Origin of the sequence: Chryseobacterium elymi, from assembly GCF_003385495.1 — a bacterium.
Classification (GTDB): domain Bacteria; phylum Bacteroidota; class Bacteroidia; order Flavobacteriales; family Weeksellaceae; genus Chryseobacterium; species Chryseobacterium elymi.
The window spans coordinates 46,615-68,085 of sequence record NZ_QNUH01000004.1 but is presented as its reverse complement, the minus strand read 5'-3'; the positions used below and the strand labels follow the sequence as shown (position 1 = coordinate 68,085).

The window sequence follows — 21,471 nt, the reverse complement described above, 5'->3', positions numbered from 1 at the left end:
GTGACTTTTGTGGTTTAAAATATTCTGTAACGACCATAAGAGTGTTGTACAGCGAAGAGAATGCGTTTTATTTCATTTCTTCATTAAGTTTATGGCTGTCTTCTAAGAAATGATATTTGACAATTTTTCCGTTGATCACTTTAAAAATAACAACAAATTCGGTACTGAACAGTTTGTCATATTTCAGTATTCTGGAGGATAACTGTCCTGCTACGGCTGCGTTTTCCCCTTCTACAGAAATAAAATCAATAGCAAAGCTTTCAGATTGTATGTTATTGTATAATTCATAAAAAAACTGCTCTATTTCCTTTTTGGTTTCTCTTTTTCCTGTCCATGGGAATTTATCCTTGTTGCCGGGCAGATCCCAGTCTACATAATCTGCAAAAAGGTCCACTATATTTCCTTCTTTCCTTCCGAACAGCAGATCATAAAATTCTTCAACCACATCTCTGGTGGAGGGTACTGAATTCTCTTTAGCGGCGTTGTTCTTGAAAATAGCAAGCCTTTCAGTATCTTCCGATGTAAAATCCGGATCTACATAGATATGAACTCTTTTAATCAGTTCACCGTCAAATTCAAAAACATTGCAAAATTTACCAAAATACGTATGATTGTCCGGCCATTCTTTACCAGACCTTGTGACTCCTTTTTCGTTACCTTCAACCACAATGACAGTATCTGAAAAAGTATACCTGAAATTTTGAATATCATGAGTAAGCTTCTCCAAATGCTTTCCTATGACCTTTCCGAAATTTTTAATTCCCTGTTTTCCTTTTTCAAACCCAAATTTAGGATAATACATTTCTACATCTTCAGCATAAAGATCAAAGTATTCATCATCAAATATTCCTGAATCTATCTTTTTAAAATAGGTTTCAATTTTGTTTTTTCTGATCTCATTTAAAGTCTTTTTTTCCATTTTATTTTACTTGTTAATTGATTGATATTTTTATTATTGTATTTTAAACCGATCGTTCCGTTATTGGATAAAAAAAATTATTTCCTTATTTGTTCCATTAAAAAATCAACCATTTCCGTTACTTCTTTTTTATTTTGCGTTAAGATATAATGACTCCAAAAACTACTGAAAGAAGCAAGAATATAACGGGCAATAACAGATGAAGAACTTTCACTTCTGATATCTCCTTCCGCACGGGCCTGTAATATGGACCGCTCTAAAATCGCCTGCAGCACCGCAGCATTCTTCAGGATGAACTGCTTAACCTTCTGGTCTGAAGGAGCCACTTCAAAAATAGTTTTTACAATAAGACATGCTCTGTTATCTGCCAGTGTCTGATCTACAACATCCCGGATGATATATTCCAGAGATTCAATTCCTCTATCTTTTACCTGTGACGCTTTTGAGTATTGATTTTCTTTGAAGGACGCATAATTCGACAGACATTTTAAAAATAAATCATGTTTATTGCCATAGGTATCGTAGATACTGCTCCTGTTCAGCTTCATGACAGCTACAATATCATGCATGGATGTCGTGTGGTATCCCTTTTCCCAAAAGAGGTTGCGCACTACTTCCAGTTTTTCTGTATAATCAAATTCCTTATTTCTTGGCATGAGACAAATATACAATTTAAACTGATCGTTCCAAATTAAACTCTCTGCTTTTTTGAATCAGATAAGAAGAACAGCTACCGGGTGTTTTGTTAAAATAATTCTAAAATACGCATGTTTCTTAAAATTAATCTGATTATTTCAGGCTGTTTTCTTACATTTATTCTATGAATTTTGAGAGAACAGGGCTGGTTTTGTCAGGAGGCGGTACCAAAGGGATTGCCCATGCAGGAGTTTTAAAATTCTTGAACGAAAAAAATATAAACATTGATGTGCTGTCATGCTGCAGCGCTGGATCTATTGTGGGATGTTTACATGCAGTAGGAAAAACACCGGATGAAATCCTGGAATTCTTCAATTCTGTATATTTTTTCAATTGGAAGCATTTTACTTTCAACCAGCCGGGCTTGGTTTCTTCCGTGATTTTCAGTAATTATCTTAAGCCTATTTTCCATGATATGAAATTGGGAGATCTGAAGAAGGAAGTGAAAATTGTAGCCACAGAACTGGTTTCCGGAACCCAGAAGATCTTTGATGAAAATTTTGAAGTAGTGGATGCTATTATTGCATCTTGTTCCATTCCGGGAATTACAACGCCATACATCATCGGCGACGAAATGTACTGCGATGGAGGAGTACTGAACAATTTTCCTGCAGATATCATCAGAGAAGAATGTGATAAGCTAATCGGTGTTTTCGTGTCACCACCGCATGATATTGATATTAAAGACCTGAAATCCATCAAAGCCATTGTTTCCCGTTCTTACGACCTTCTTTCCTATAGAGTTGAAAAAGGAAAATTCGATTACTGTGACTGGTTTATTTCTTCCCAGAAACTTTCCTCCTACGGAACTTTTGAACGCAAAAAAGACCGTCTGGAAGAAATTTTTAATGTAGGCTATAAAGCTGCAGAAGAAAGCTATGAAACGAGCAGTTTTCATACACAAATGAGACAGCTTGGTTCGTAATAAGCTTATCTATATAGTAAATTGAAATTATAATAAAACCCCCACAGATTACAAATTCCACAGTTTTACTGTTTTTGAAATGGTGTAATCTGCAGGTCAGTAATGCTTTTGTTGCTTGTCTATAATTAAGCTATATAATACTATTTATTGCTTCACCACAAACCCATCCTGGCGTACAATTTCCTGATCATTCTCATTACTCACGGTTAATGTGTAAGGTGCTTTGGAAGCTGAATCAGTAAGGTAATTTCTCCAAATCTGATAGGTGTGACCTTCATTTACAAAATTGAAATAGTAATTTCCACCAGAACCATCTGGGATCAGTTCACCGTCACTGATGATCATACTTGGCTTTGACGTGAGCCTGGCATTGGCTGACCATGATTGATAAAGATATTTTCCATTAGGCTGTCTGTCGATCCTGATTTTGAATTTTTTCGTTTTGATGATCACTGTTTTCGGGATTTGCTGAGAAGGAAGTATCTCGCTGGAAAAAGGAATAAAACTGGATGCTACCGGCTTTTCGATTGCATAAGCAAAAGAAAACTGAGCCATACAAAAGGCTCCTAATAAGATTCTTTTAATCATTGCACTATAGGTTATTGGTTAGATTATTAACCAATCAAATATGAAGCCATTTGGTGTTTATCTTAAGATGATTTCTTTGATCCAAGCATTCAGCTCCAGGGTGTTTTTAAGCGTTGTCAGGAACCATATATTAGTCTTATGTCTTTCCGAATATTGAGGTGAATATACATTTAAACCCTTTTTAAAACTAAAAAAGCTAAGGTGAACGTTTTTCCTTAAAAAATCAAGCCGCCTGTCCAGCCACTTTCTATCATCTGTAGAACCGGACTCGTGATGCCTGATCAATACTTCAATGATGGAAGTATCAATTCTTTCCGATTCTTTCAGCATTTTATCCAGGGCGTTGGTCAGTATTTCATCATTGATAAAATTAATGTTGGGCAGATTCTCGTCATTGTTCTGAAAAAGATGCTCAAACTCAATCTCCTGAAGCAAGCAATGAGCTCCATGCATGATTTCTGATGCTGGACTGTAATCGTTACTATCCTTTACAATAAAAACTGCTGGAATATCCATTTTCAGATGGGTATACGCTTCAATTTTATGGTGTCCGTCCAAAACAAAGGCACAGCTCATCATTGGATCCAAATGGTATAGACTGTAAAATACAACTGGCTTCGGACGGCCTCCTTTTCGGATTAGATCTACATAGTATTCAATTCTTTTGGGATCTATACTTTTACTTTCCAGCGTATACAGATAATTAAAATCCTGGAAAGGGTAGAACCAGCCGGAAAATCTCTTCCGGTCAGAAAAGTTTTTGCCATCAGGTAAAGGTCTGGCCATATAAAAGTTGGAATTGTCGAAAGGAATTTTACCCAGGTTAACCTGGTAGCTGCCATTTTCAAAAAGGGTAAGGAGATCCTCAATTCCAGTCATGATCTCAGCTTCTGTTCCATCCGTAAGAGCATGGTTAAGACTCTCAGCCAAGGTTATTTTCTCTTCTCCGGAGAGTTCTGATACAGCATAATATTCACCCACACTTCCTCTGGAATCCGGCCAGTTCACGGCCACAGGACGCCTGATGATTAAGCAGCTAGCAAAACCATCGTACAGAACTTTGATAATGTTCTGTCCGTGAGTGATGTGTATTTCCATGAGTAATTAAGAAACAGCCGTATAGCTCGCAAAAGCTTCTTCCAGACTGTCGAATCTGCCTTTAAATTCATCGATAGGGCAGTCCTGAAGAATGTTTCCCTTGTGAATCAAAATGACACGTGAGCAAAGCGCCTCCACTTCCTGCATAATATGAGTAGACAGAAGTACTGTTTTCTGTTGCCCGATTTCTTTCACTACATTCCTTATCTCGATAATCTGGTTAGGATCTAGGCCGTTAGTAGGTTCATCCAGAATCAACAGGTCCGGCTGATGAATGATGGACTGCGCAAGCCCAACCCTCTGTTTGTATCCTTTAGACAGCTGTCCGATCTTTTTTGATTTTTCCGGAGTGATGCCCACAAGCTCAATGACTTCGTCTATTCTGGCTGAAGATATTTGATGGATATTGGCAACGAACTGAAGGTATTCTCTGACATACATTTCCAGGTATAACGGATTGTTTTCGGGAAGAAAGCCTATTTTTTTCTTGCTTTCGATCTCGTTTTCGGAAATATTCATTCCGTTAAAGATAATTTCGCCCTGATCAATTTTCAATGCTCCGACAATAGATTTCATGAGGGTGGATTTTCCAGCTCCGTTCGGACCCAGAAGGCCAATGATCTCATTTTTATCAATAGAAATATTGATATTGTCTAGTGCGGTCTGTTCCCCAAATTTTTTGGTTAAATTGATTATTTGAAGCGGCATAATAAGTAATGTCTTTCTGCAAAAGTAAAAAATAAAAAACTCATTTCGTAATCTACGGTTGTGTAATATTAGAAATAATAGTGTTTATCTTCGGATTTATCTTAAAAATAAAAACTCATCCGGATGAATGAGTTTAGTAATATTGGAAAATAATATGATTATTTTTTTGATTTCTTGTTCTTACTGCCGCTGTTTGAAGCTGGTGTTGCGGTGGATGCCTGACTTGAGGAAGACCTTGTACCATTGATCTGTTGCATGGTAGCAGGCTTCTCATACATGGCGGATTTACCGTTCGTTCTTCCAAATATTTTATCTACCTGTTTTCTTGTTAAAAACTGTGATTTTCCAACGTACTTACGGTTTTTATTGATGTATTGGATAAACTGTACGGTCGGCTGACCATAATTTTTCTCGTAGTGAAGTTCAACAATATCATTAGGAAGTTCCAGGATGATGTTTTCGTCCGGGGAGGATATAAAGCCGTCCATAAGCAGTTTATACAGGCCGGATACATCGCTGTTCAGGTTCTGGAAAGAAAATGACCTTATGGTATTCAGGTTACTTGTATTAAGATCCTGATAGTTGATGGTAAATTTATCCTCTTTTTTATATAAACCTACGGAATTATCTTTGCCAATTTCCACCAAGCTTTCATTTTTCAGCACTTTAATTTGTGAGAAAACTGAAATACCGAACATGCATGTAATGAGTAGAATTATTTTTCTCATGTGGAAGGGATTTTAATGTTTTATAAATTTGTGTCTTAAAATTACTAATAAAAAGCTTTTAAACAATTTTATTATTTCAAGCAAAAGTAATACTTTTTTTTAATATCCGTGATGGTAAAGCTGTTGATATTATGCATGCCATTACATGTGGGAAAGTTTCCAAATCATTTGTTAGGGGCGTTTATAAAATTATTTGCATTTAGTGTCCATAGCTGACCACTTTTGAAATTTTCCATCCATTGGGAGTCTTTTTCCACACGTGAACAAACTTAAATGTACCACAGTTAGTCAGGGAGCCATTTTCAAGGCGGCAAAATTGATGAATTCCGGTTTGTACAGCTCCATAATCCTTAATGGGATATACTTCCACAGACTCCGGAACCAAAACTCTCCGGGTATAGAAGTAATTTTTAGCTACTCTGCTGAAATTGTCAACCGTTTCCTTATAGTCTGCCAGGCCGCCAACGTCATGAAAGAACTCAAGATCTTCGGTAAAGAAAGTCTTCAGCTTATCAATATTGCCGGAATTGGCAGCATCAAAGAGAATACTGTCTTTTTTATGATGGTATCATAGAGTTTTTTTGAAACAGGAATATAAGCTGTCGATTGGGAAAAAGCAGCTGTAACCATAGAGCAGCATAATACAATTGAAAATAAAATGTTTTTCATATTTAAAATTCGATTTATTAAACAATTTTCAAAGAAGCCTGCAATATTTGCTCCTCAGTTTACTCAAAGATAATCAATCGGCCTCAAAGGTTTTATTTTCAAAGACAGGATATTTGAAACTAATATGGAGCTGCAGGAGTATTGAATGTTGCATTATTGTGGCGAAGCATTAATTTGTACCTTTACTTTCTCATCATTAGAAGTTTAATATGTGTATTTTACATCAGGATCAGAACTTTATGATCCGTGAATTTTTACCGGAAGAACGGAACCTGTTTTGTGATCTTTTTGAAGATGAAGAGGTTACGGAATACCTTTCATACCGTTCCCCTGAGCAGTATACAGAAATGTTTGAAATAGCTTTGGAAGATTATCTTAAAGGACCGTTTGGCCGTTTTGGAATATTCAATTCTGAAAATAATGATTTTATTGGAATGTGTCTTGCCAGGAACTTTTCAGATGTACCCGGCCAGATTGAAATAGGATATACTTTGAGAAAAAAATATTGGGGAAAAGGTATAGCAACAGAAGTGAGCCGTACCCTCGTAAAATATTGCTTTTTAAAAACTGAGACAAAGGAAGTTGTAGCTGTAACTGATCTGAATAACATGGGTTCACAGAAAGTATTGGAAAAAGCAGGTTTTAATCGGACTGAAAATCTGCAAAGAACAGACGGTGAATTAGCTTATTATGTAGTTAAACGCAGTTAGATATGTGCTAATACATTGGAAAATAGAATGTAATTGATTGAATGGAACCCCCAGATACTTTTGCTGGGGATTTTCATTGCAATAATAAATACATAAGGAAATGACAGCAGTTGCCTTCCGGCAACAATTTAAAAACTAAATAACCTGAGTTCGGGATAAGAAAATACCTGAGACAAATTGTATTTTTATCGAAAAGGCAAACAAAGTAGGTTTTGTTGCATGTTAATAAGGAAAACAAGGGCATTCCATTCAGTAAAGTAAGACCAATATATTCCCTGTATTGCTTGCCAATAAGTGAAACGGCTCTGTCTATCTTAAAAAATCAAATGAATGTTTTTTAAAGCTTTGTCTATCCTTGCGTTTAATTTAATCCTTATCCCGAATTCAGGTTAAATAAAATCCGTAGCTGACAAATTTGAAAACCCGGTTATAAAAATTTCTTTTCCGTATCACAAAATTTCCTTTTCGTATCATCCGGTGGTAAGCATAATATTACTTTTGAAATAATAGAATTCATCATTACTATTATTATGAAAAAATACCTGTTATTCCTAATATCTTTCCTGATCCCGGGCTTATCATTTGCACAACAATATAATCCACTTACCTTTCAGGAAGCAGAAAAAAGATTACTGCCCCAGTTTAGAGCTATGATTAATGCTCCGATTCAGGATATTACCCTGGAAGAAGTAAAAAAAGAGCGTAAGACCCAGGCAGAAATGATCTGGCCGGAACTGAAAAACAAAGACAGCATTGATGTGACCCAATCTAAAATCCCGGGACTGAATGCAAAAGATCCTGGAATCCCGGTAACGATTTATAAACCCAAAAACGCGAAAAATCTTCCCCTATTTCTTTGGTTTCATGGCGGAGGTTTTGTGTATGGAACCCCTAAATGGGATCATCAGAGGTGTGCAGATTATGCTTTGAAAGGGCATGCTGTTGTTATCAATATAGATTACCGTTTCGCCCCGGAAAATCCTTTTCCGGCGGCACTTCACGATGCCTATGCTTCCCTGTTATGGGCCAGTAAAAATGCAGTGAGTATTGGTGGGAATCCAAAACTGATGGCAGTTGGAGGTTCCAGTGCGGGAGCCGGGATATCTGGAAGTCTAGCACAATATACAAGAGATCTGAAAGGTCCGGAAATCAGTTTACAGGTTCTGGAAATTCCTCCCGGTGATTTCGGGATGGATTACCCGTCTGTTGTTGAATTTAAAAGAATTCCCGGTGTTAAAAGTGATGATTTCCCAGTTTTAAAAGACTTCTATATAGGAAAAAATGGTAATTCAAAAGAAAAATACGTATTGCCTGGCAATATTAAAGATGTCTATAATCTTCCACCTGCTGTAATTTTTGTTGCCGGAGCAGATCCTTTACGGGATAGTGGAATAGCTTACGCTGACCGTCTGATAAAAGCAGGTATTTTCACAGAATTACATGTTTTTGCAGGCTATGCCCACGGAATGCCACTCCCGGAAAGCATGGAAATCACGCTGAGAATGATGAAGCAGTTTCTTAAATAATCAGGACAGGGATGAGACAGAAATCTGGATTTCAAACTGTCATAGAATAATATTCTATAGATCCGGATAAAGAAAAAATATTTTCCTTAATATTGATGTAATAACACAGGATTGACAGAAGTAACAAGAGCCCTTTTCTTCAGAAAAGCTGTCTGACTGTGAATCATATTTTAAAACTAAAATAATGCAGTACTCAAAAAAAATATCTTTAATTTTCGTTTTATTCTCTTCCATCGTATTTTCCCAGGTTTATAAAACTTCTTCAACAGTTTTACCAGGAAAGCAATTTCCAAGAATAGACTCTGAGAAAAAAGCAGAATTCCGTGTTTACTTTCCGGATGCAAAATCTGTAACTTTAGATGGAGGAGACGGGATGAAAAGTATAAAATCTTCCGTTGCCAAAGATAAAGATGGCTTTTGGAACATTTCTACGACACCTATGGAAATAGGCTTTCATTATTATTGGTTCAATGTAGATGGGCAACGGACTAATGATCCCAATACACAGCTGTATTTCGGGTACAGCCAGCCGACGAGTGGAATTGAAGTTCCTTCCGGGGAGGTTTTTTTCCAGGAAAAAAATGTAGAGCATGGGAAAATCATTAATGACAGTCTCAGTTCACAAATAACACAAAATAAGCGGAACTTTAAGGTATATCTCCCGCCCAATTATGGATCTAAAAAATTACCTGTTTTATATCTGTACCACGGTACCGGGGAAGATATTACAGGCTGGGAAAAGCAAGGTTACATTCTTAACATTTTAGACAATCTTTTCGCAGAAAAAAAGGCACGGGAAATGATAGTGGTGATGGACTATGGGGTTGCCTTGAATCCCGAACAGGAAAAAATGCCGGACAACTATCCCAGAACAGTGCTTTCTTCCAAAAATCTTGATAAAATCGTTACGCAGGAGCTGATTCCTTATATAGAGAAAAAATATAAAACTTCAGGTAAAAAAGCTATCGCAGGACTTTCCCGCGGCAGCTATCAGGCTATGCTTATCGGGGTATCCCATCCCGAAACATTTTCGGCGATCGGAGCATTTAGTCCTGTGATTTATGAAGGAACTGAGGCAGAACCTTTTAAAGAACTTCCCATCGAAAATTTAGTAAAGTCTAAGAAAAAGCCTTATTTCTTTATCGGAATCGGGGAAAAAGAAGACGCCATGTTTTTTAAATTTGATCAATTATTGACGGATTTCTTAAACCGGAATAATTATCCTTATTTCCAATACAAATCGCATGAAACCCGCCATGAATGGCTTACCTGGAGAAGATCTCTCTACCAGTTTACCCAGCAGATTTTCAAATAAAAAACATGATATTTGTCATGTTTTGAAATTTTATTAACTTACACCAATAAATTACCGTTGTATGGAATTGCTCCTTCCTTATCTGGAACCGGATGGTTTTAAACAAGGTCTGATGAAAGATTACAGATTTTGTGATAAAGATTTCCTGAACTCTACTGTTCTGGAGATGCCTGAGGATTTAGGAACCGGGAAGCTGATACTTTTCAACAAAAGGAATTTTCATTTTTTCCGCGGAACATGGAACTTTCATGAAGAAACTATTTTCCATTCTCCACATAAAGTCGGTGACAATGGAATGATGGATTTCCGGATCAATAAAGAAGGGAAGATCAGCAGTAATTTTATTAATAATGAAAAAGAATTTGAGCACAATACGACAGATATTGACGGGGTAAGAATTTTTGTCCCGAAAAGTCTCTTTCCAAAAGATAACGGACTGTTGAAAGAAAAGCTGGAAAATGCACAGCGCAATTATATGAGCCAGGATAAGCTCAAAACTATTTTCGATACTCCGTTTGATGATGCTTCCTGCAGTATCATTCTTGAAAGCAGGATTCTGGAGTTCTTGAGTTACTGGATTCATTACCTTCTTTCTGATGAAAAAACCTTTGAGCACAAGAAGGCATTTGAAGACAAAATAAAACTGGCGAAAGATTTTGTGGATACCAATGCATTTCAGGCTTTGGCGATAAGGGAAATCAGCCGTTACTGTGGACTCAACAGCAGTGATTTGAAAAAAGGATTTAAAGACTATACCCAACTTCCTATCCACCAATACATCATTAAGGCCAGGATGGAAACTGCCCGGTCCATGCTTCTGGAAACCGAAAAATCGGTAGGTGAGATCAGCGATTTTATCGGGTATAATAACCGGGGACACTTTTCCCAGCTTTATCTCCGTCATTTCGGAAAACTTCCTTCCGAAGAACGTCTGTAAAACTTAAACGCTTTTATGTGGAATATCGTGAATGTCTGTTATACCTGATATTTATGTGAGGTTGTATTCTTATACACTTTGAAAAAATTTCCTTTTCGTATCACGGAATTTCCTTTTCGTATCAGCACCTGTTCAGCATATCATTAATTTGGAGTTAAGATTAGTTCCTATGAAATTCCCTTTAACCAAGGCTCTTTTCATATCAACATTAACTCAATATGAACAAAATTATGCTGAACTTATCAATTTTAGTGGAAGAAAGTGCAAGAAGAAATCCCGAAAAACCAGTTTTAAGTCTTGGAGAAACTACAATCAATTATAGAATCTTCCATGAAAAAATCTGCCAGGCGGCCAATGCGTTTACAAAAAAAGGAATGGGCTATGGTGATAAAATCGCCTTACTTTGCCCTAATATTCCTCAATTCCCGATTATTTTTTTCGCAATACTAAAAACCGGGGCAACGGTTGTACCCTTTAGCATTTTTCTTAAACCTGAAGAAATTGCTTACCAGCTGTCCGATTCCGATAGTAAAATGTTTCTGTGCTTTGCAGGAACTCAGGAAATGCCTGTAGGAAAGTTTGGAAAGGAGGGATTTGATAAAAGCACCTCATGCAGAGATTTTATCAGTATAGGGAATCTCGCTGAAAATGTTGAGAATTTTGATGATTTCATTAAAGACGAAGAAACTGATTTTGAATCTTATATTACTTCATCAGAAGACACAGCCGTTATCATTTATACTTCGGGAACTACAGGGAAACCAAAAGGTGCAGAGCTTTCGCATATTAATCTTTTCACCAATGCAGAAGCCAGCACAACCATCATTGCATCTGCTGAATTTGAAGCCCAGCTTGTTGTTTTACCATTATTTCACATTTTTGGTTTAACGGTGATGATGCTTGCAGGAATCCGGAGATCACTCCATCTGATCCTGCTTCCAAAATTTGATGCCAAAATGGTTTATCAGCTCATTAGCCGTTTTGATATCAGAATTTTTGCCGGTGTTCCCTCCATGTATTGGGCACTTCTGAATGAAGAAGATACTAAAGAAAACGCCAATAGCATTAAGAAACTAAGAATCTGCATTTCCGGAGGAGCTTCCCTTCCTGTAAAAATCATTGACGAATTTGAAACCCGCTTCGGCGTTCCCATTATTGAAGGATATGGAATGTCCGAAGGTTCTCCCGTGGTGACATTCAATCAGCTGGCAGTGGGACGTAAACCAGGTTCTATCGGAACTCCGATCTGGGGCGTTGAGGTGAAAATTGTAGATGACGCATGCAACGAACTCCCGGCGGGTGAAAAAGGAGAGCTGATCTATCGCGGTCCCAATGTGATGAAAGCCTATTACAAAAGGCCTGAAGAAACTCAGGAAGTTCTGAAGAGCGGATGGATGTTTTCCGGAGACATCGCGGTAAAGGATGAGGATGGTTTTTTCTTCATCGTTGACCGTAAAAAAGAAATGATTATCCGGGGCGGAATGAATGTTTATCCCCGTGAAGTAGAGGAACTGATGATGCGGAATCCTGATATTTCCATGGTTGCGGTTATCGGTATCGATGATGAAAAACTAGGCGAAGAAATTAAAGCATTTGTGGTAAAGAAAAAAGAAAGCAACGCTTCCGAGGAAGATATTAAGCTATGGACAAAAGAAAGAATTGCCAAATATAAATATCCGAGAATCATAGAATTTATAGATAAGATGCCTTTAAGCGCTACAGGAAAAATACTTAAAAAGAATTTAAAAAAACAACTGAAATGAATTATTTTAAAATCACAGCCCTGTCCATTACATTATTGACGGTAAGCTGCTCAACACAAAATGTTGGAAACAACAAAACGGTTTCTGTAAGTCAAAAGGAAGAAAAGCTTACCGATATACAATACGGCTCACACGAAAGAAACGTAATGGATGTCTATCTACCGGCAAACAGAAGCCCGAAAACTGCCTTTCTTATTAACATCCACGGAGGAGCCTGGACGCAAGGTGATAGGACATATGATGGTAAAATTTCCGAATATCTTCTTTCACAGGGAATTGCTGTTGCCAATCTCAATTACCGTTATGCCAATCTTACCGATACTCATCTTCCTGAGCTCTTAGATGATATTGATAATGTTGCAAAATATCTTTCCTCCCGTTCCAATGAGTGGAATACCAGAAAAAACGGGTTTTCAATTTCCGGAGGAAGCTCCGGAGCGCATGTTTCGCTGATGTATGCCTACACCAAAAATCCTCAGATCAAAACCATTATAGAAATGTGTGGCCCTGTGGATTTTACAGATGTTCAGACTCTGACGTATGTAAAAGCAGCTAACCTTTTGGAGGTTCTGGATAAAATGTCAGGAAACAAAACAGTCTGGAATCCCGGTGATGCGATCCCGAAAGCTTACGCTAAAACCAGCCCTGTAAAATTTGTCAATCAGATTCCCACGATGATTATTCATGGTGATAAAGATGAGGTAGTTCCTATCCAGCAGGCTTATATTCTGGAAAAAGCCCTGAAAGCAAAAGGTGTTCAGTACAAACTGGTAGTAGTTCCCGGCGCAGGGCATCTTATCACAAAATTACCGGCAGATGAGCAGGTGGTATTCACCCATGTGGCGGAATGGCTTAAAAAGTATGGCACAAATTAATGATAAAAATATGAAGACTACATTTTTAAATACAAAAATTACGGTAGCCGTACTTTTTCTGGCAGCCCTCAACGTAACAGCCCAGAAAAAAGAAGCTGACACAGTAAAAACAAAAGATATTGATGAGGTGATCATGACCGGGGTATTTGATAAAAGGACAAGGATGAATGCACCCGTTGCAATCTCTGTTCTGAAAAGCGACGTCATTGAAAAACAGGTTCCCAACAGTGCTGCAGACCTGCTCAAAAATGTTCCCGGAGTATATGTCAACTCGTCATTAGGGGAGATCAGGAATAATGTAAGCTCAAGAGGAATCAGTGCAGGTTCTTCAGACGGTACTTTTGCTTACGAATATATATCTATGCAGGAAGACGGTTTGCCGGTAACCAATACCACCTATTATAATTACGGTCCCGACTTTTTTCTAAGAGCAGATGCAACCATTTCCCAGATTGATGCCGTGAGAGGAGGTCCTGCTTCTATTACAGCTGCCAATGCACCGGGCGGAATTTTCAATTATATTTCCAAAACAGGCGGTAATAAATTCGGAGGTGAAATCCGTGCCAAATATGGAGTTCAGGGAGCAGATAATTCCGGATATCACAGGATCGATGCCAACTTTGGAGGTCCTTTGAGAGATAACTGGTTTTATAATATCGGAGGATTTTACCGCTACGATTTGGGAGGCAGATATGCCGGATATCCTTTTAATAATGGAGGGCAGGTAAAAGCAAATATTGTAAAAAAATACAGTAAAGGAAGCCTGAAAGTATTTCTAAAGTACCTTGACGACAAAAACGGTTATGCCCAATTGATTCCTACGAGAAATTATACAAACCCTGAGCCGGCAGAAGGGTTCAGCAGCAGTTCATCCTTACTCATTCCGAAATTACAGTACAATTCCCCGGATTTTATTCATGGAGGGAATATAGATTATAACTCAGGCCGCCTCGTTAGCAATAAATACCGTTCCGTAGGACTGAACTGGGACCATAACCTTGGAAATGGCTGGAAGCTATTCCTGGCAAGTAAATATTCTGATAATGATGTGGTACAGAACAGCGTAGGAAATTCTTTTCTTACATCGCTGGATGATATGACTTCTTATTTTTTGGTTGGCGGGCTGGGAGTGGGAACCTATTCCTTTAAAGATGCGCTTACAGGACAGGAGCTTGCCAGTGTGAATGCTGCTCTGGGAGCTGGTGGATTGCCAGTTTACCAGATCACTAAAAATCAGTTGCCGGGTCAGTCCATTCAGAATAATTCATTTGTAATGTCAGCCCTTAATTTTTATGAAAATAAAGTGAAGGAATCAATGAACCAGCTGACCATTAATAAAAAATGGAACCATATGAATTTCTCATTTGGCGGTTATTACGGATATTCCGATGTATGGAGATTTTCCGGAATTAATGGGATAGGACTTACTACCTTAGAGAACCGTCCCAGAATGATGACATTAAGTTTAACAGGAGTTACTACTTTAGATTTTACAAAACCGGGGGTGTATCAGCTGACCAACAATGACGGTTTTGCACAGGCAGCCGGAAGTACGGGAGATTTACTTGAATTCAAAGCTAAACAGCAGCAGGGAGCCGTATTTTTCGGGCATACCTGGGATATTACAGATCACCTGACACTGGATTGGGGAATACGGTATGAAAAAGTATGGATCAAAGGAGATAATACCCGAACTTACCTGTTTTCAGATAAAAACGGAGGTACGGATAGCAGCATTTATACCCTTTACAATAACAATGCTTTGACAAAACTTACTAACGTTGTTTATAGCAGACAGCTGGAAAACTTTTCCTATTCAGCTGCGGTGAACTATAAATTTAATAATAACCTTGCCATATATGCCAGATATTCCAAAGGAAGCAAATCTCCGGATCTCGATATGTTCTTTGCGGCCAACAGACCTGAAACCATTGGTTTACTCGATCCGCAATCCAGAAAAACGCAGCAGATAGAAATGGGATTTAAGGCTAAAACAACATATTTTGATGCTTTTGTAACCCCTTTCTACAGTTTACTGAGCAATGTTCCCTACAGCTTTCTGGCAGATGACGGGAAAGGTGGGTTTTATACAACTCCTTCCTTGTATAATAAAAACGAAACCTATGGAATTGAACTGGAAACCAATATAAGACCGACCGATAATTTCAGCGTCAGGGCTGTGCTTACACTGCAGGACCCGAAAGTGAAGGAAGGTTATTTATGGAACCTGGGAAGCGCTCCCGGCCCTTCGGATGATACCGTATTGTCATATTCAGGAACTACGATTGCCTATACACCGAAAATTATGGCCAATATCACTCCCAATCTGAAAGTCGGTAAAGCATTCGGATTTGTAACCTGGAATTATATGGGGAAAAGGGAAGGCAGTAATACCAACGTTTACAAATTGCCAGGATTTTCACAGTTTGATTTAGGACTCGGGTATAATCTCAATGAAAATATAAGCATGCTTATTAATGTGAATAATGTATTTAATAAATATGGGGTAATGAGCTATCAGAGACCGGGAACCCTTCAGCAGCAGCTTGCCGGCTTCGAAAACTTTACCCAGGCTGAATATGCCTCTGCAGTGGCTAATAATACGCCTTATTTTACAATTGCCATTCCACCCACATCCGGATATTTTACGGTAACTTATAAATTTTAATCCCATGAGAAAGTTCTTACAAATATTTTTTGCAGTTCTGCTTTTTATTATCCTGATATTATTGGTTATTCCCATGATTTCAGTGTATCTGAAAGCACCCATGCTTCTGAGCGGTTACAGCAGTTCGTTTGCCATGCAGTTCAATTCACAGTTTGTTGTTTTTGGGTTGGTTTTACTATTCATCTGCTTTCTTTTTTACAGATATGGAATGTACTGGCGGAAATTACTGATAGCGAATTTGGTCCTTTCCGTTCTGTTTTTTATTGCCCAGACTTACTTCACTGCCGTCATGTTTTATACTGCAAAAAAATACAATACCCAAGTTTCTTTTTTTCAAGGATTAAAAAGTTCTGGTATGCCGGTAAAACCTACGGAAACCTATACTTATCTTACGATTTATAATGAAGAGCAGCATATAGATGTTTTCCGTCCGGAAACAAAATCTTCATCACCTGCAATTCCCGTTATTCTTGTCCATGGTGGTGCTTTTATTGAAGGAAACAGAACCCAGGTAGGTTATGCTGCCAATTGGTTTAAAGATCATGGATACACCGTTTTTTCCATTGATTATCCTTTAGGAAAAGAAGACCGGCACAATTGGGAATCTGCTGTTAATTCAGTCGTGACTTCAATGGGATTTGTGGTGAAAAATGCAAAAAAATTCAATGTTGATCCGAATAAAATAGTTTTGGTGGGTGGCTCTGCGGGAGCAGCTCTGGTGATGCAGGCAGATTTGGGATTGAGGAAAGGTTTTGCAAAATCTTACGATTCCCCGCAGCCTCCGGTTCCGGCTGGAGTTATTGCTATTTATCCGCCTGTCAGCCTATCCGAGCTTTGGCAGAAAATAGACGAAAAAAAGAATATTGACCTCAAATATGCAGCCAGAAAATATCTCGGAGGCTCACCCACTGAATTTCCACAACGCTATGCACAGCTGAATTTAATAGACCAGCTTTCCGAAGGAATTTCCCCGACGTTCATTATTGCAGGAGAAATAGATCATGTTGTAAACGTAGAAGCGACAAGGAAATTTGTGAAAAAAGCGGAAGAAATGAAGCTTCCTGTTTCCTATGTTGAAATTCCTTACGGGGAACACGTTTTTGACGCCAATTCCAATTCCATTGCCGGACAGATTGAATGGAATAAAATAGAAGAGTTCCTAAAGATTAATCATCTGGAAAACTGAGGAGCATAATAATAAAATTTGTCTGATGAATTACTGATGAATGATTTGTTTCGGCTATTTGGCTTTAGTAAATAATACAGCACTGTATGTTGACATACAGTGCTTTTTTGGACAAGAACTTGTGATCTCGCTCATAAACTAAAAAGAATAAGCAGATAAATTGGAGTAATAATCTAACAATACATGAGTGTTTTTTAGTGATAAACTGGTATTCAGATGTAAAGCGCTGACTTTCCGGTATGGCAACAGAGGAGAAGAAAGATCACTCTTTTTTAAACTCTATTTTTAGACCTCCGTATATTCTGGCCTTCCTATTCAGGAAGGCTTTTTATATTTAATATCTTTACTTTTTAAATTGTCTTACTGTTGTTATATTTCGATTTTTTATTTGAATAATATAATTGTTAAAATGTGTTATTTAATGCGAAAATGTGTGAAATTCTTTATTATTTTGATTAATATCATGTTTTTATGATGTAAATCATAAAAATAAGTCATGTAGGATTGTAATTTTGAATACATCACAAAATTAGATATTATGAAATCTACTACATCACAGCAGCATAAGGCAGATATTTTTGTCGTCACACAGAAAAAAACTGAGGAATTTCAGGAACTTTCATAAAATCAATGTCTTTTCTCCTTTCAGATACGTTTAACCCGGCACAGCCGGCATTCCCTTACCGGAATCCACGTAGAAACGGCAATAAAAACGATCAAGCGGATGGAGAAGGACAATATTCTGAAGATCATCAACAGAAAAATTTGTATTAATTGTCCAATAGGATGCGAGTCATAAACAAGAGAATTATTCCGTTGTAAATCTGAAATATCAAACTGATTAAAGATCTGAATCATTCCTTAATGGAAGTTATATGTAAGCTGTTCAGCTTAATGACGTGGGAGCTCCGGAATAAGAGCAGGCTTCAGATCTGGTACATCAGGAAGAGGAAGATCATCTTCAGGTTCAGGAAACGGAACTTCAAGAAGAGGTTTTGCAGAGGATTAAATCAAATAATACATCATGCCATATGAATTTCAAAATCTATATGACATTGTAATCCGGAAACTATCAGAGATATTGTCTGAATAGACTCTTCACACCAATATTAATATTATGAAAGCAGCAGTTTTTCACTCTCCCGGCACCATGACCAATCTTGCAACAGATGATATGGCTGCTTACAGAATGGGAGAAATGCAGAAACCGATTACTGAATAATAAAAAATTTTTATTCAAACAATAATAGACAAACCAAACAAAAAAATATGAATATGAAGACAATCATTTTAATGGTATTTTGCCTAGCGAGTTTAACAGCCTGCCGTTGTGATGTAGACGAGGATGAAGCACAGAAGAAGAACGATCTAAGATTAAAAAGCGACACTTTAAAAGCTAAAAAGTAATGAACAGGGATGGGGCCAGAAAAAGTATATGGCAGGAAGAAATTAAAAAATTTTCTTTAGAGCCGGCCTTGGAAAAACATTATGATGTTGCCATCGTTGGAGCCGGTATTACCGGCATTTCTGCCGCAATAAGATTACAGAAAGAAGGTCAGAAGTGTATTGTTCTGGAAGCAGCCAATATTGGTTTTGGAACGACCGGTGGAACCACAGCTCACTTAAATGACTTCTTTGATACCACCTATGCCCAGGCCATTAAGGATTTTGGTTTAAATAACGCAAAACTCCTGAAATATGTGGGCATTGAAGCTAAAAATATCATCAGGAATAACATCAGGGAATTTAACATCGACTGTGATTTTGAAAGCAAAACTGCCTACCTTTTTGCTTTGGACGAAAAGCAGGAAAAACAGTTGGAAGATATTGTAAAAGGGGCATCACAGGTAGGGCATCAGATGACATTTACCAATGAGATTCCTTTTCCCTTTTCATTCAAAAAAGCGGCTGTTATTCCCAATCAGGGACAGTTTCATCCCATTAAATATATCAGGAGCCTGGCAAAGGCATTTATCAGTATGGGTGGGATGCTCGTAGAAGATTGTGTTTGCGAAGGGCATGATGAGCAGGAGAAATCAGTAATCTTAGAATCTTCAAAAGGAAACGTCAGTGCAAGCCATGTTATTTATGCTACCCATATTCCTCCAGGAGTGAGTATCCTTCATTTGATGAATGCTCCTTACCGAAGTTATGCCATTGCATTCAGTCTGAAAGGGGATCATTATTCTAAAGATCTCGGATATGATCTTACTGACCCTTATCATTACTACAGAATTCAGGAAGTAAATGGTGAAAATCTGCTTATTGCCGGAGGTGAAGACCATAAAACTGGGCATACGGAGGATACCGGAGAATGCTTTTCAAAATTAGAAAACTATGTGAGAGAGCATTTTGAGGTAGATACTGCCGTTTACAGCTGGTCCAGCCAATACTATGAGCCCACTGACGGGCTTCCCTATATCGGAGTACTGCCGGGATGTAAAAATATTTATACAGCCACGGGATTTCGGGGAAACGGGATGATTTTTGGAACGATTGCGTCACAAATTCTTGGAGACTTAATCTTAACCGGTTCCAGTAAGTATAAGGAACTTTTTGATCCGGGAAGGATAAAGCCGATGGCAGGTTTTACCAATTTTGTGAAAGAGCAGGCCAGTGTAGTATTGGATTTTGTAAAAGATAAACTGTTTATTGAGAAAATAAATTCCCTGACAGAGCTCACTGAAGGCGAGGCGAAGGTTGTAAGATATGAAGGTGAATCTTACGCTGTATATAAAGACAGCGGAGGGAAAATACATCTTGTTAAAAGTACTTGCCCTCATATGAAATGTGAAGTACGCTGGAACAGCGCAGAGATAAGCTGGGACTGTCCCTGTCATGGTTCCAGATTCAATGTCAATGGGAAAATGCTTACAGGTCCTACTGTAAAAGATTTGCATAGAATTGAACTTTAGATAAAAGCTTTTTACAGTAGAATATTAACTGTGATCGTTTAAAAGCCACCCCGGGGTGGCTTCATTATTTGGTGTGATATGATATTAAGGCTGTCCGCTTCCTCCCGCAGCGCCATAGATCTGGCCTGTTGCAAAACTTGCATCATTGGCGGCCAGCTGAACAAATATAGATGCCAGTTCGGCAGGCTGGCCGGGTCTTCCCAATGGGGTATCACCACCGAATTTTTCAATATTTTCCTGGGTTTGTCCGCCACTGATTTCAAGTGCAGTCCAAACCGGTCCGGGTGCGACACCGTTTACCCGTATTCCTTTCGGGCCTAATTGTTTGGCCAGAGACTTTACATAGCTTGTTGTTGCGGCCTTTGTTTGTGCATAATCATACAGGTCAGCCGAAGGATCATAGGCCTGTACCGACGATAATCCTATGATGCATGAACCGGGCTTTAAATGAGGTAAGGCCGCTTTAATAATCCAGAACGGAGCATAAATATTGGTTTTCATGGTTCTTTCAAATTCCTCTGTACTGATAACTGGAATCGACAGGGTTTTTGGCAACCTCAACAATTGATTTGGCCAGATCGCGGGGGTCGAAAGACGACGGAGGGGTACTCAGTTTTATCCCTGAATAATTAGCTGCATGCTCTATTCCTGAAGACTTCTGAAATCCCGGATATAAGGCACAGATATGAATGTCAGGATAATCGGATACTTCTCCCTGAAGTGTTTCTACCATGCCCCGGATCCCAAATTTTGAAGCGGTATATGCTGTTCCGTACGGCGCAGGCATCCATCCGCCAATGGAAATATTATTAATAAGAATTCCTTTTTTCTGCTTTTTAGAAATTGGCAGTACAGCGTGTGCAGAATGCATATAACCCAAAAGGTTGGTTTTAATGATCTGGTCTACCACTTCAATTGGAGTTTCTTCAAATTTTCCAAATGAGAGAACTCCTGCATTATTTATCCAGTAATCGATCCGGTTATTCAGAATAAATGCCTTTTCTGCAAGGTGGTAAGTCTTCCGGAACTGAGGTATCGGTAACAAGGGTAAGCACTATGCCGCCGTATTTTTTACAGGCTTCTGCTGTTTCTGTAAGGGCTTGTTGACCCCGTGAAGCAAGAACCAGGTCAGCGCCTTCTCTAGCGAAAGCTTCTGCAGTCGCTTTTTCTACACCACTGGATGCTCCTGTGATGACAACTGTTTTCCCGAAAAAGGGAGGTTTCTTTTTATTTTTCATACTATAT

Annotated in this window: 21 protein-coding genes; 11 read left to right on the top strand and 10 right to left on the bottom strand. The window is 38.3% G+C overall.

Translation table 11 applies throughout. From position 1 onward, the window contains the following. Nucleotides 1-67 precede the first annotated feature (67 nt). Both DRF60_RS05725 and DRF60_RS05720 read right to left on the bottom strand, forming a co-directional pair. Complete coding sequence (locus tag DRF60_RS05725; protein WP_116011154.1) at nt 68-919, bottom strand: nuclear transport factor 2 family protein; 852 nt, start codon at nt 917-919, stop codon at nt 68-70. A gap of 77 nt (nt 920-996) precedes the next feature. After that, nucleotides 997-1,575, bottom strand: a complete 579-nt coding sequence (locus tag DRF60_RS05720) for a TetR/AcrR family transcriptional regulator (RefSeq protein WP_116011153.1) — start codon at nt 1,573-1,575, stop codon at nt 997-999. A gap of 164 nt (nt 1,576-1,739) precedes the next feature. Between DRF60_RS05720 and DRF60_RS05715 the strand changes: the two genes are divergently transcribed. Beyond that, complete coding sequence (locus DRF60_RS05715; RefSeq protein WP_116011152.1) at nt 1,740-2,540, top strand: patatin-like phospholipase family protein; 801 nt, start codon at nt 1,740-1,742, stop codon at nt 2,538-2,540. A 144-nt stretch (nt 2,541-2,684) separates the two neighbouring features. Here DRF60_RS05715 and DRF60_RS05710 read toward each other — a convergent pair whose 3' ends face one another. From DRF60_RS05710 to DRF60_RS21865, 5 genes are all read right to left on the bottom strand, one after another. Further along, nucleotides 2,685-3,128, bottom strand: coding sequence for a hypothetical protein (locus DRF60_RS05710; RefSeq protein ID WP_116011151.1), 444 nt, complete (start codon nt 3,126-3,128; stop codon nt 2,685-2,687). A gap of 57 nt (nt 3,129-3,185) precedes the next feature. Further along, nucleotides 3,186-4,226 carry a hypothetical protein gene (locus DRF60_RS05705; protein WP_116011150.1) on the bottom strand — a complete coding sequence of 347 codons (1,041 nt, stop codon included), beginning with the start codon at nt 4,224-4,226 and terminating at the stop codon, nt 3,186-3,188. Between the two features lie 6 nt (nt 4,227-4,232). Continuing rightward, entirely contained in the window at nt 4,233-4,934 is a 702-nt protein-coding gene (locus DRF60_RS05700) for an ABC transporter ATP-binding protein (RefSeq protein ID WP_116011149.1), read from the bottom strand. Nucleotides 4,935-5,092: 158 nt separating this feature from the next. Beyond that, nucleotides 5,093-5,662 carry a hypothetical protein gene (locus tag DRF60_RS05695; RefSeq protein ID WP_116011148.1) on the bottom strand — a complete coding sequence of 190 codons (570 nt, stop codon included), beginning with the start codon at nt 5,660-5,662 and terminating at the stop codon, nt 5,093-5,095. Between the two features lie 199 nt (nt 5,663-5,861). After that, complete coding sequence (locus tag DRF60_RS21865) at nt 5,862-6,170, bottom strand: nuclear transport factor 2 family protein (protein ID WP_394337443.1); 309 nt, start codon at nt 6,168-6,170, stop codon at nt 5,862-5,864. 370 nt (nt 6,171-6,540) lie between these two features. Between DRF60_RS21865 and DRF60_RS05685 the strand changes: the two genes are divergently transcribed. From DRF60_RS05685 to DRF60_RS05645, 10 genes are all read left to right on the top strand, one after another. Next, a complete protein-coding gene (locus tag DRF60_RS05685; protein ID WP_116011147.1) occupies nt 6,541-7,041 on the top strand; it encodes a GNAT family N-acetyltransferase in 501 nt (166 codons plus the stop codon). A 530-nt stretch (nt 7,042-7,571) separates the two neighbouring features. Continuing rightward, nucleotides 7,572-8,567: an alpha/beta hydrolase gene (locus DRF60_RS05680; RefSeq protein WP_116011146.1), complete on the top strand. Its 996-nt coding sequence runs from the start codon at nt 7,572-7,574 to the stop codon at nt 8,565-8,567. A 184-nt stretch (nt 8,568-8,751) separates the two neighbouring features. Further along, entirely contained in the window at nt 8,752-9,882 is a 1,131-nt protein-coding gene (locus tag DRF60_RS05675; RefSeq protein WP_116011145.1) for an alpha/beta hydrolase-fold protein, read from the top strand. A gap of 61 nt (nt 9,883-9,943) precedes the next feature. Continuing rightward, nucleotides 9,944-10,819, top strand: coding sequence for a helix-turn-helix transcriptional regulator (locus DRF60_RS05670; protein WP_116011144.1), 876 nt, complete (start codon nt 9,944-9,946; stop codon nt 10,817-10,819). Nucleotides 10,820-11,049: 230 nt separating this feature from the next. Continuing rightward, a complete protein-coding gene (locus DRF60_RS05665; protein ID WP_116011362.1) occupies nt 11,050-12,582 on the top strand; it encodes a long-chain-fatty-acid--CoA ligase in 1,533 nt (510 codons plus the stop codon). Continuing rightward, nucleotides 12,579-13,457, top strand: a complete 879-nt coding sequence (locus DRF60_RS05660) for a prolyl oligopeptidase family serine peptidase (RefSeq protein WP_116011143.1) — start codon at nt 12,579-12,581, stop codon at nt 13,455-13,457. The genes DRF60_RS05665 and DRF60_RS05660 overlap by 4 nt, the downstream gene beginning before the upstream one ends. Further along, on the top strand, nt 13,399-16,125 hold the full coding sequence (locus DRF60_RS05655; RefSeq protein ID WP_116011142.1) for a TonB-dependent receptor domain-containing protein: 2,727 nt from the start codon (nt 13,399-13,401) through the stop codon (nt 16,123-16,125). Before DRF60_RS05660 ends, DRF60_RS05655 begins: the two co-directional genes overlap by 59 nt. Nucleotides 16,126-16,129: 4 nt before the next feature. Further along, the gene (locus tag DRF60_RS05650; RefSeq protein ID WP_116011141.1) at nt 16,130-17,311 is read left to right on the top strand and encodes an alpha/beta hydrolase; all 1,182 of its coding nucleotides are present in this window, start codon (nt 16,130-16,132) and stop codon (nt 17,309-17,311) included. 630 nt (nt 17,312-17,941) lie between these two features. Then, entirely contained in the window at nt 17,942-18,085 is a 144-nt protein-coding gene (locus tag DRF60_RS21085; protein ID WP_157967931.1) for a hypothetical protein, read from the top strand. Nucleotides 18,086-18,717: 632 nt separating this feature from the next. Beyond that, nucleotides 18,718-20,226, top strand: coding sequence for an FAD-dependent oxidoreductase (locus tag DRF60_RS05645; RefSeq protein ID WP_116011140.1), 1,509 nt, complete (start codon nt 18,718-18,720; stop codon nt 20,224-20,226). 84 nt (nt 20,227-20,310) lie between these two features. Here DRF60_RS05645 and DRF60_RS05640 read toward each other — a convergent pair whose 3' ends face one another. From DRF60_RS05640 to DRF60_RS21745, 3 genes are read right to left on the bottom strand one after another with little or no spacing between them, the layout of a single operon-like run. Then, nucleotides 20,311-20,727 (bottom strand): SDR family oxidoreductase, encoded by a 417-nt coding sequence (locus DRF60_RS05640; RefSeq protein ID WP_238640060.1) that lies wholly within the window; start codon nt 20,725-20,727, stop codon nt 20,311-20,313. Nucleotides 20,728-20,734: 7 nt separating this feature from the next. Further along, nucleotides 20,735-21,271 carry an SDR family NAD(P)-dependent oxidoreductase gene (locus DRF60_RS05635; RefSeq protein ID WP_116011139.1) on the bottom strand — a complete coding sequence of 179 codons (537 nt, stop codon included), beginning with the start codon at nt 21,269-21,271 and terminating at the stop codon, nt 20,735-20,737. Continuing rightward, the gene (locus tag DRF60_RS21745; RefSeq protein WP_116011138.1) at nt 21,207-21,464 is read right to left on the bottom strand and encodes an SDR family NAD(P)-dependent oxidoreductase; all 258 of its coding nucleotides are present in this window, start codon (nt 21,462-21,464) and stop codon (nt 21,207-21,209) included. Before DRF60_RS21745 ends, DRF60_RS05635 begins: the two co-directional genes overlap by 65 nt. Nucleotides 21,465-21,471 lie beyond the last annotated feature (7 nt).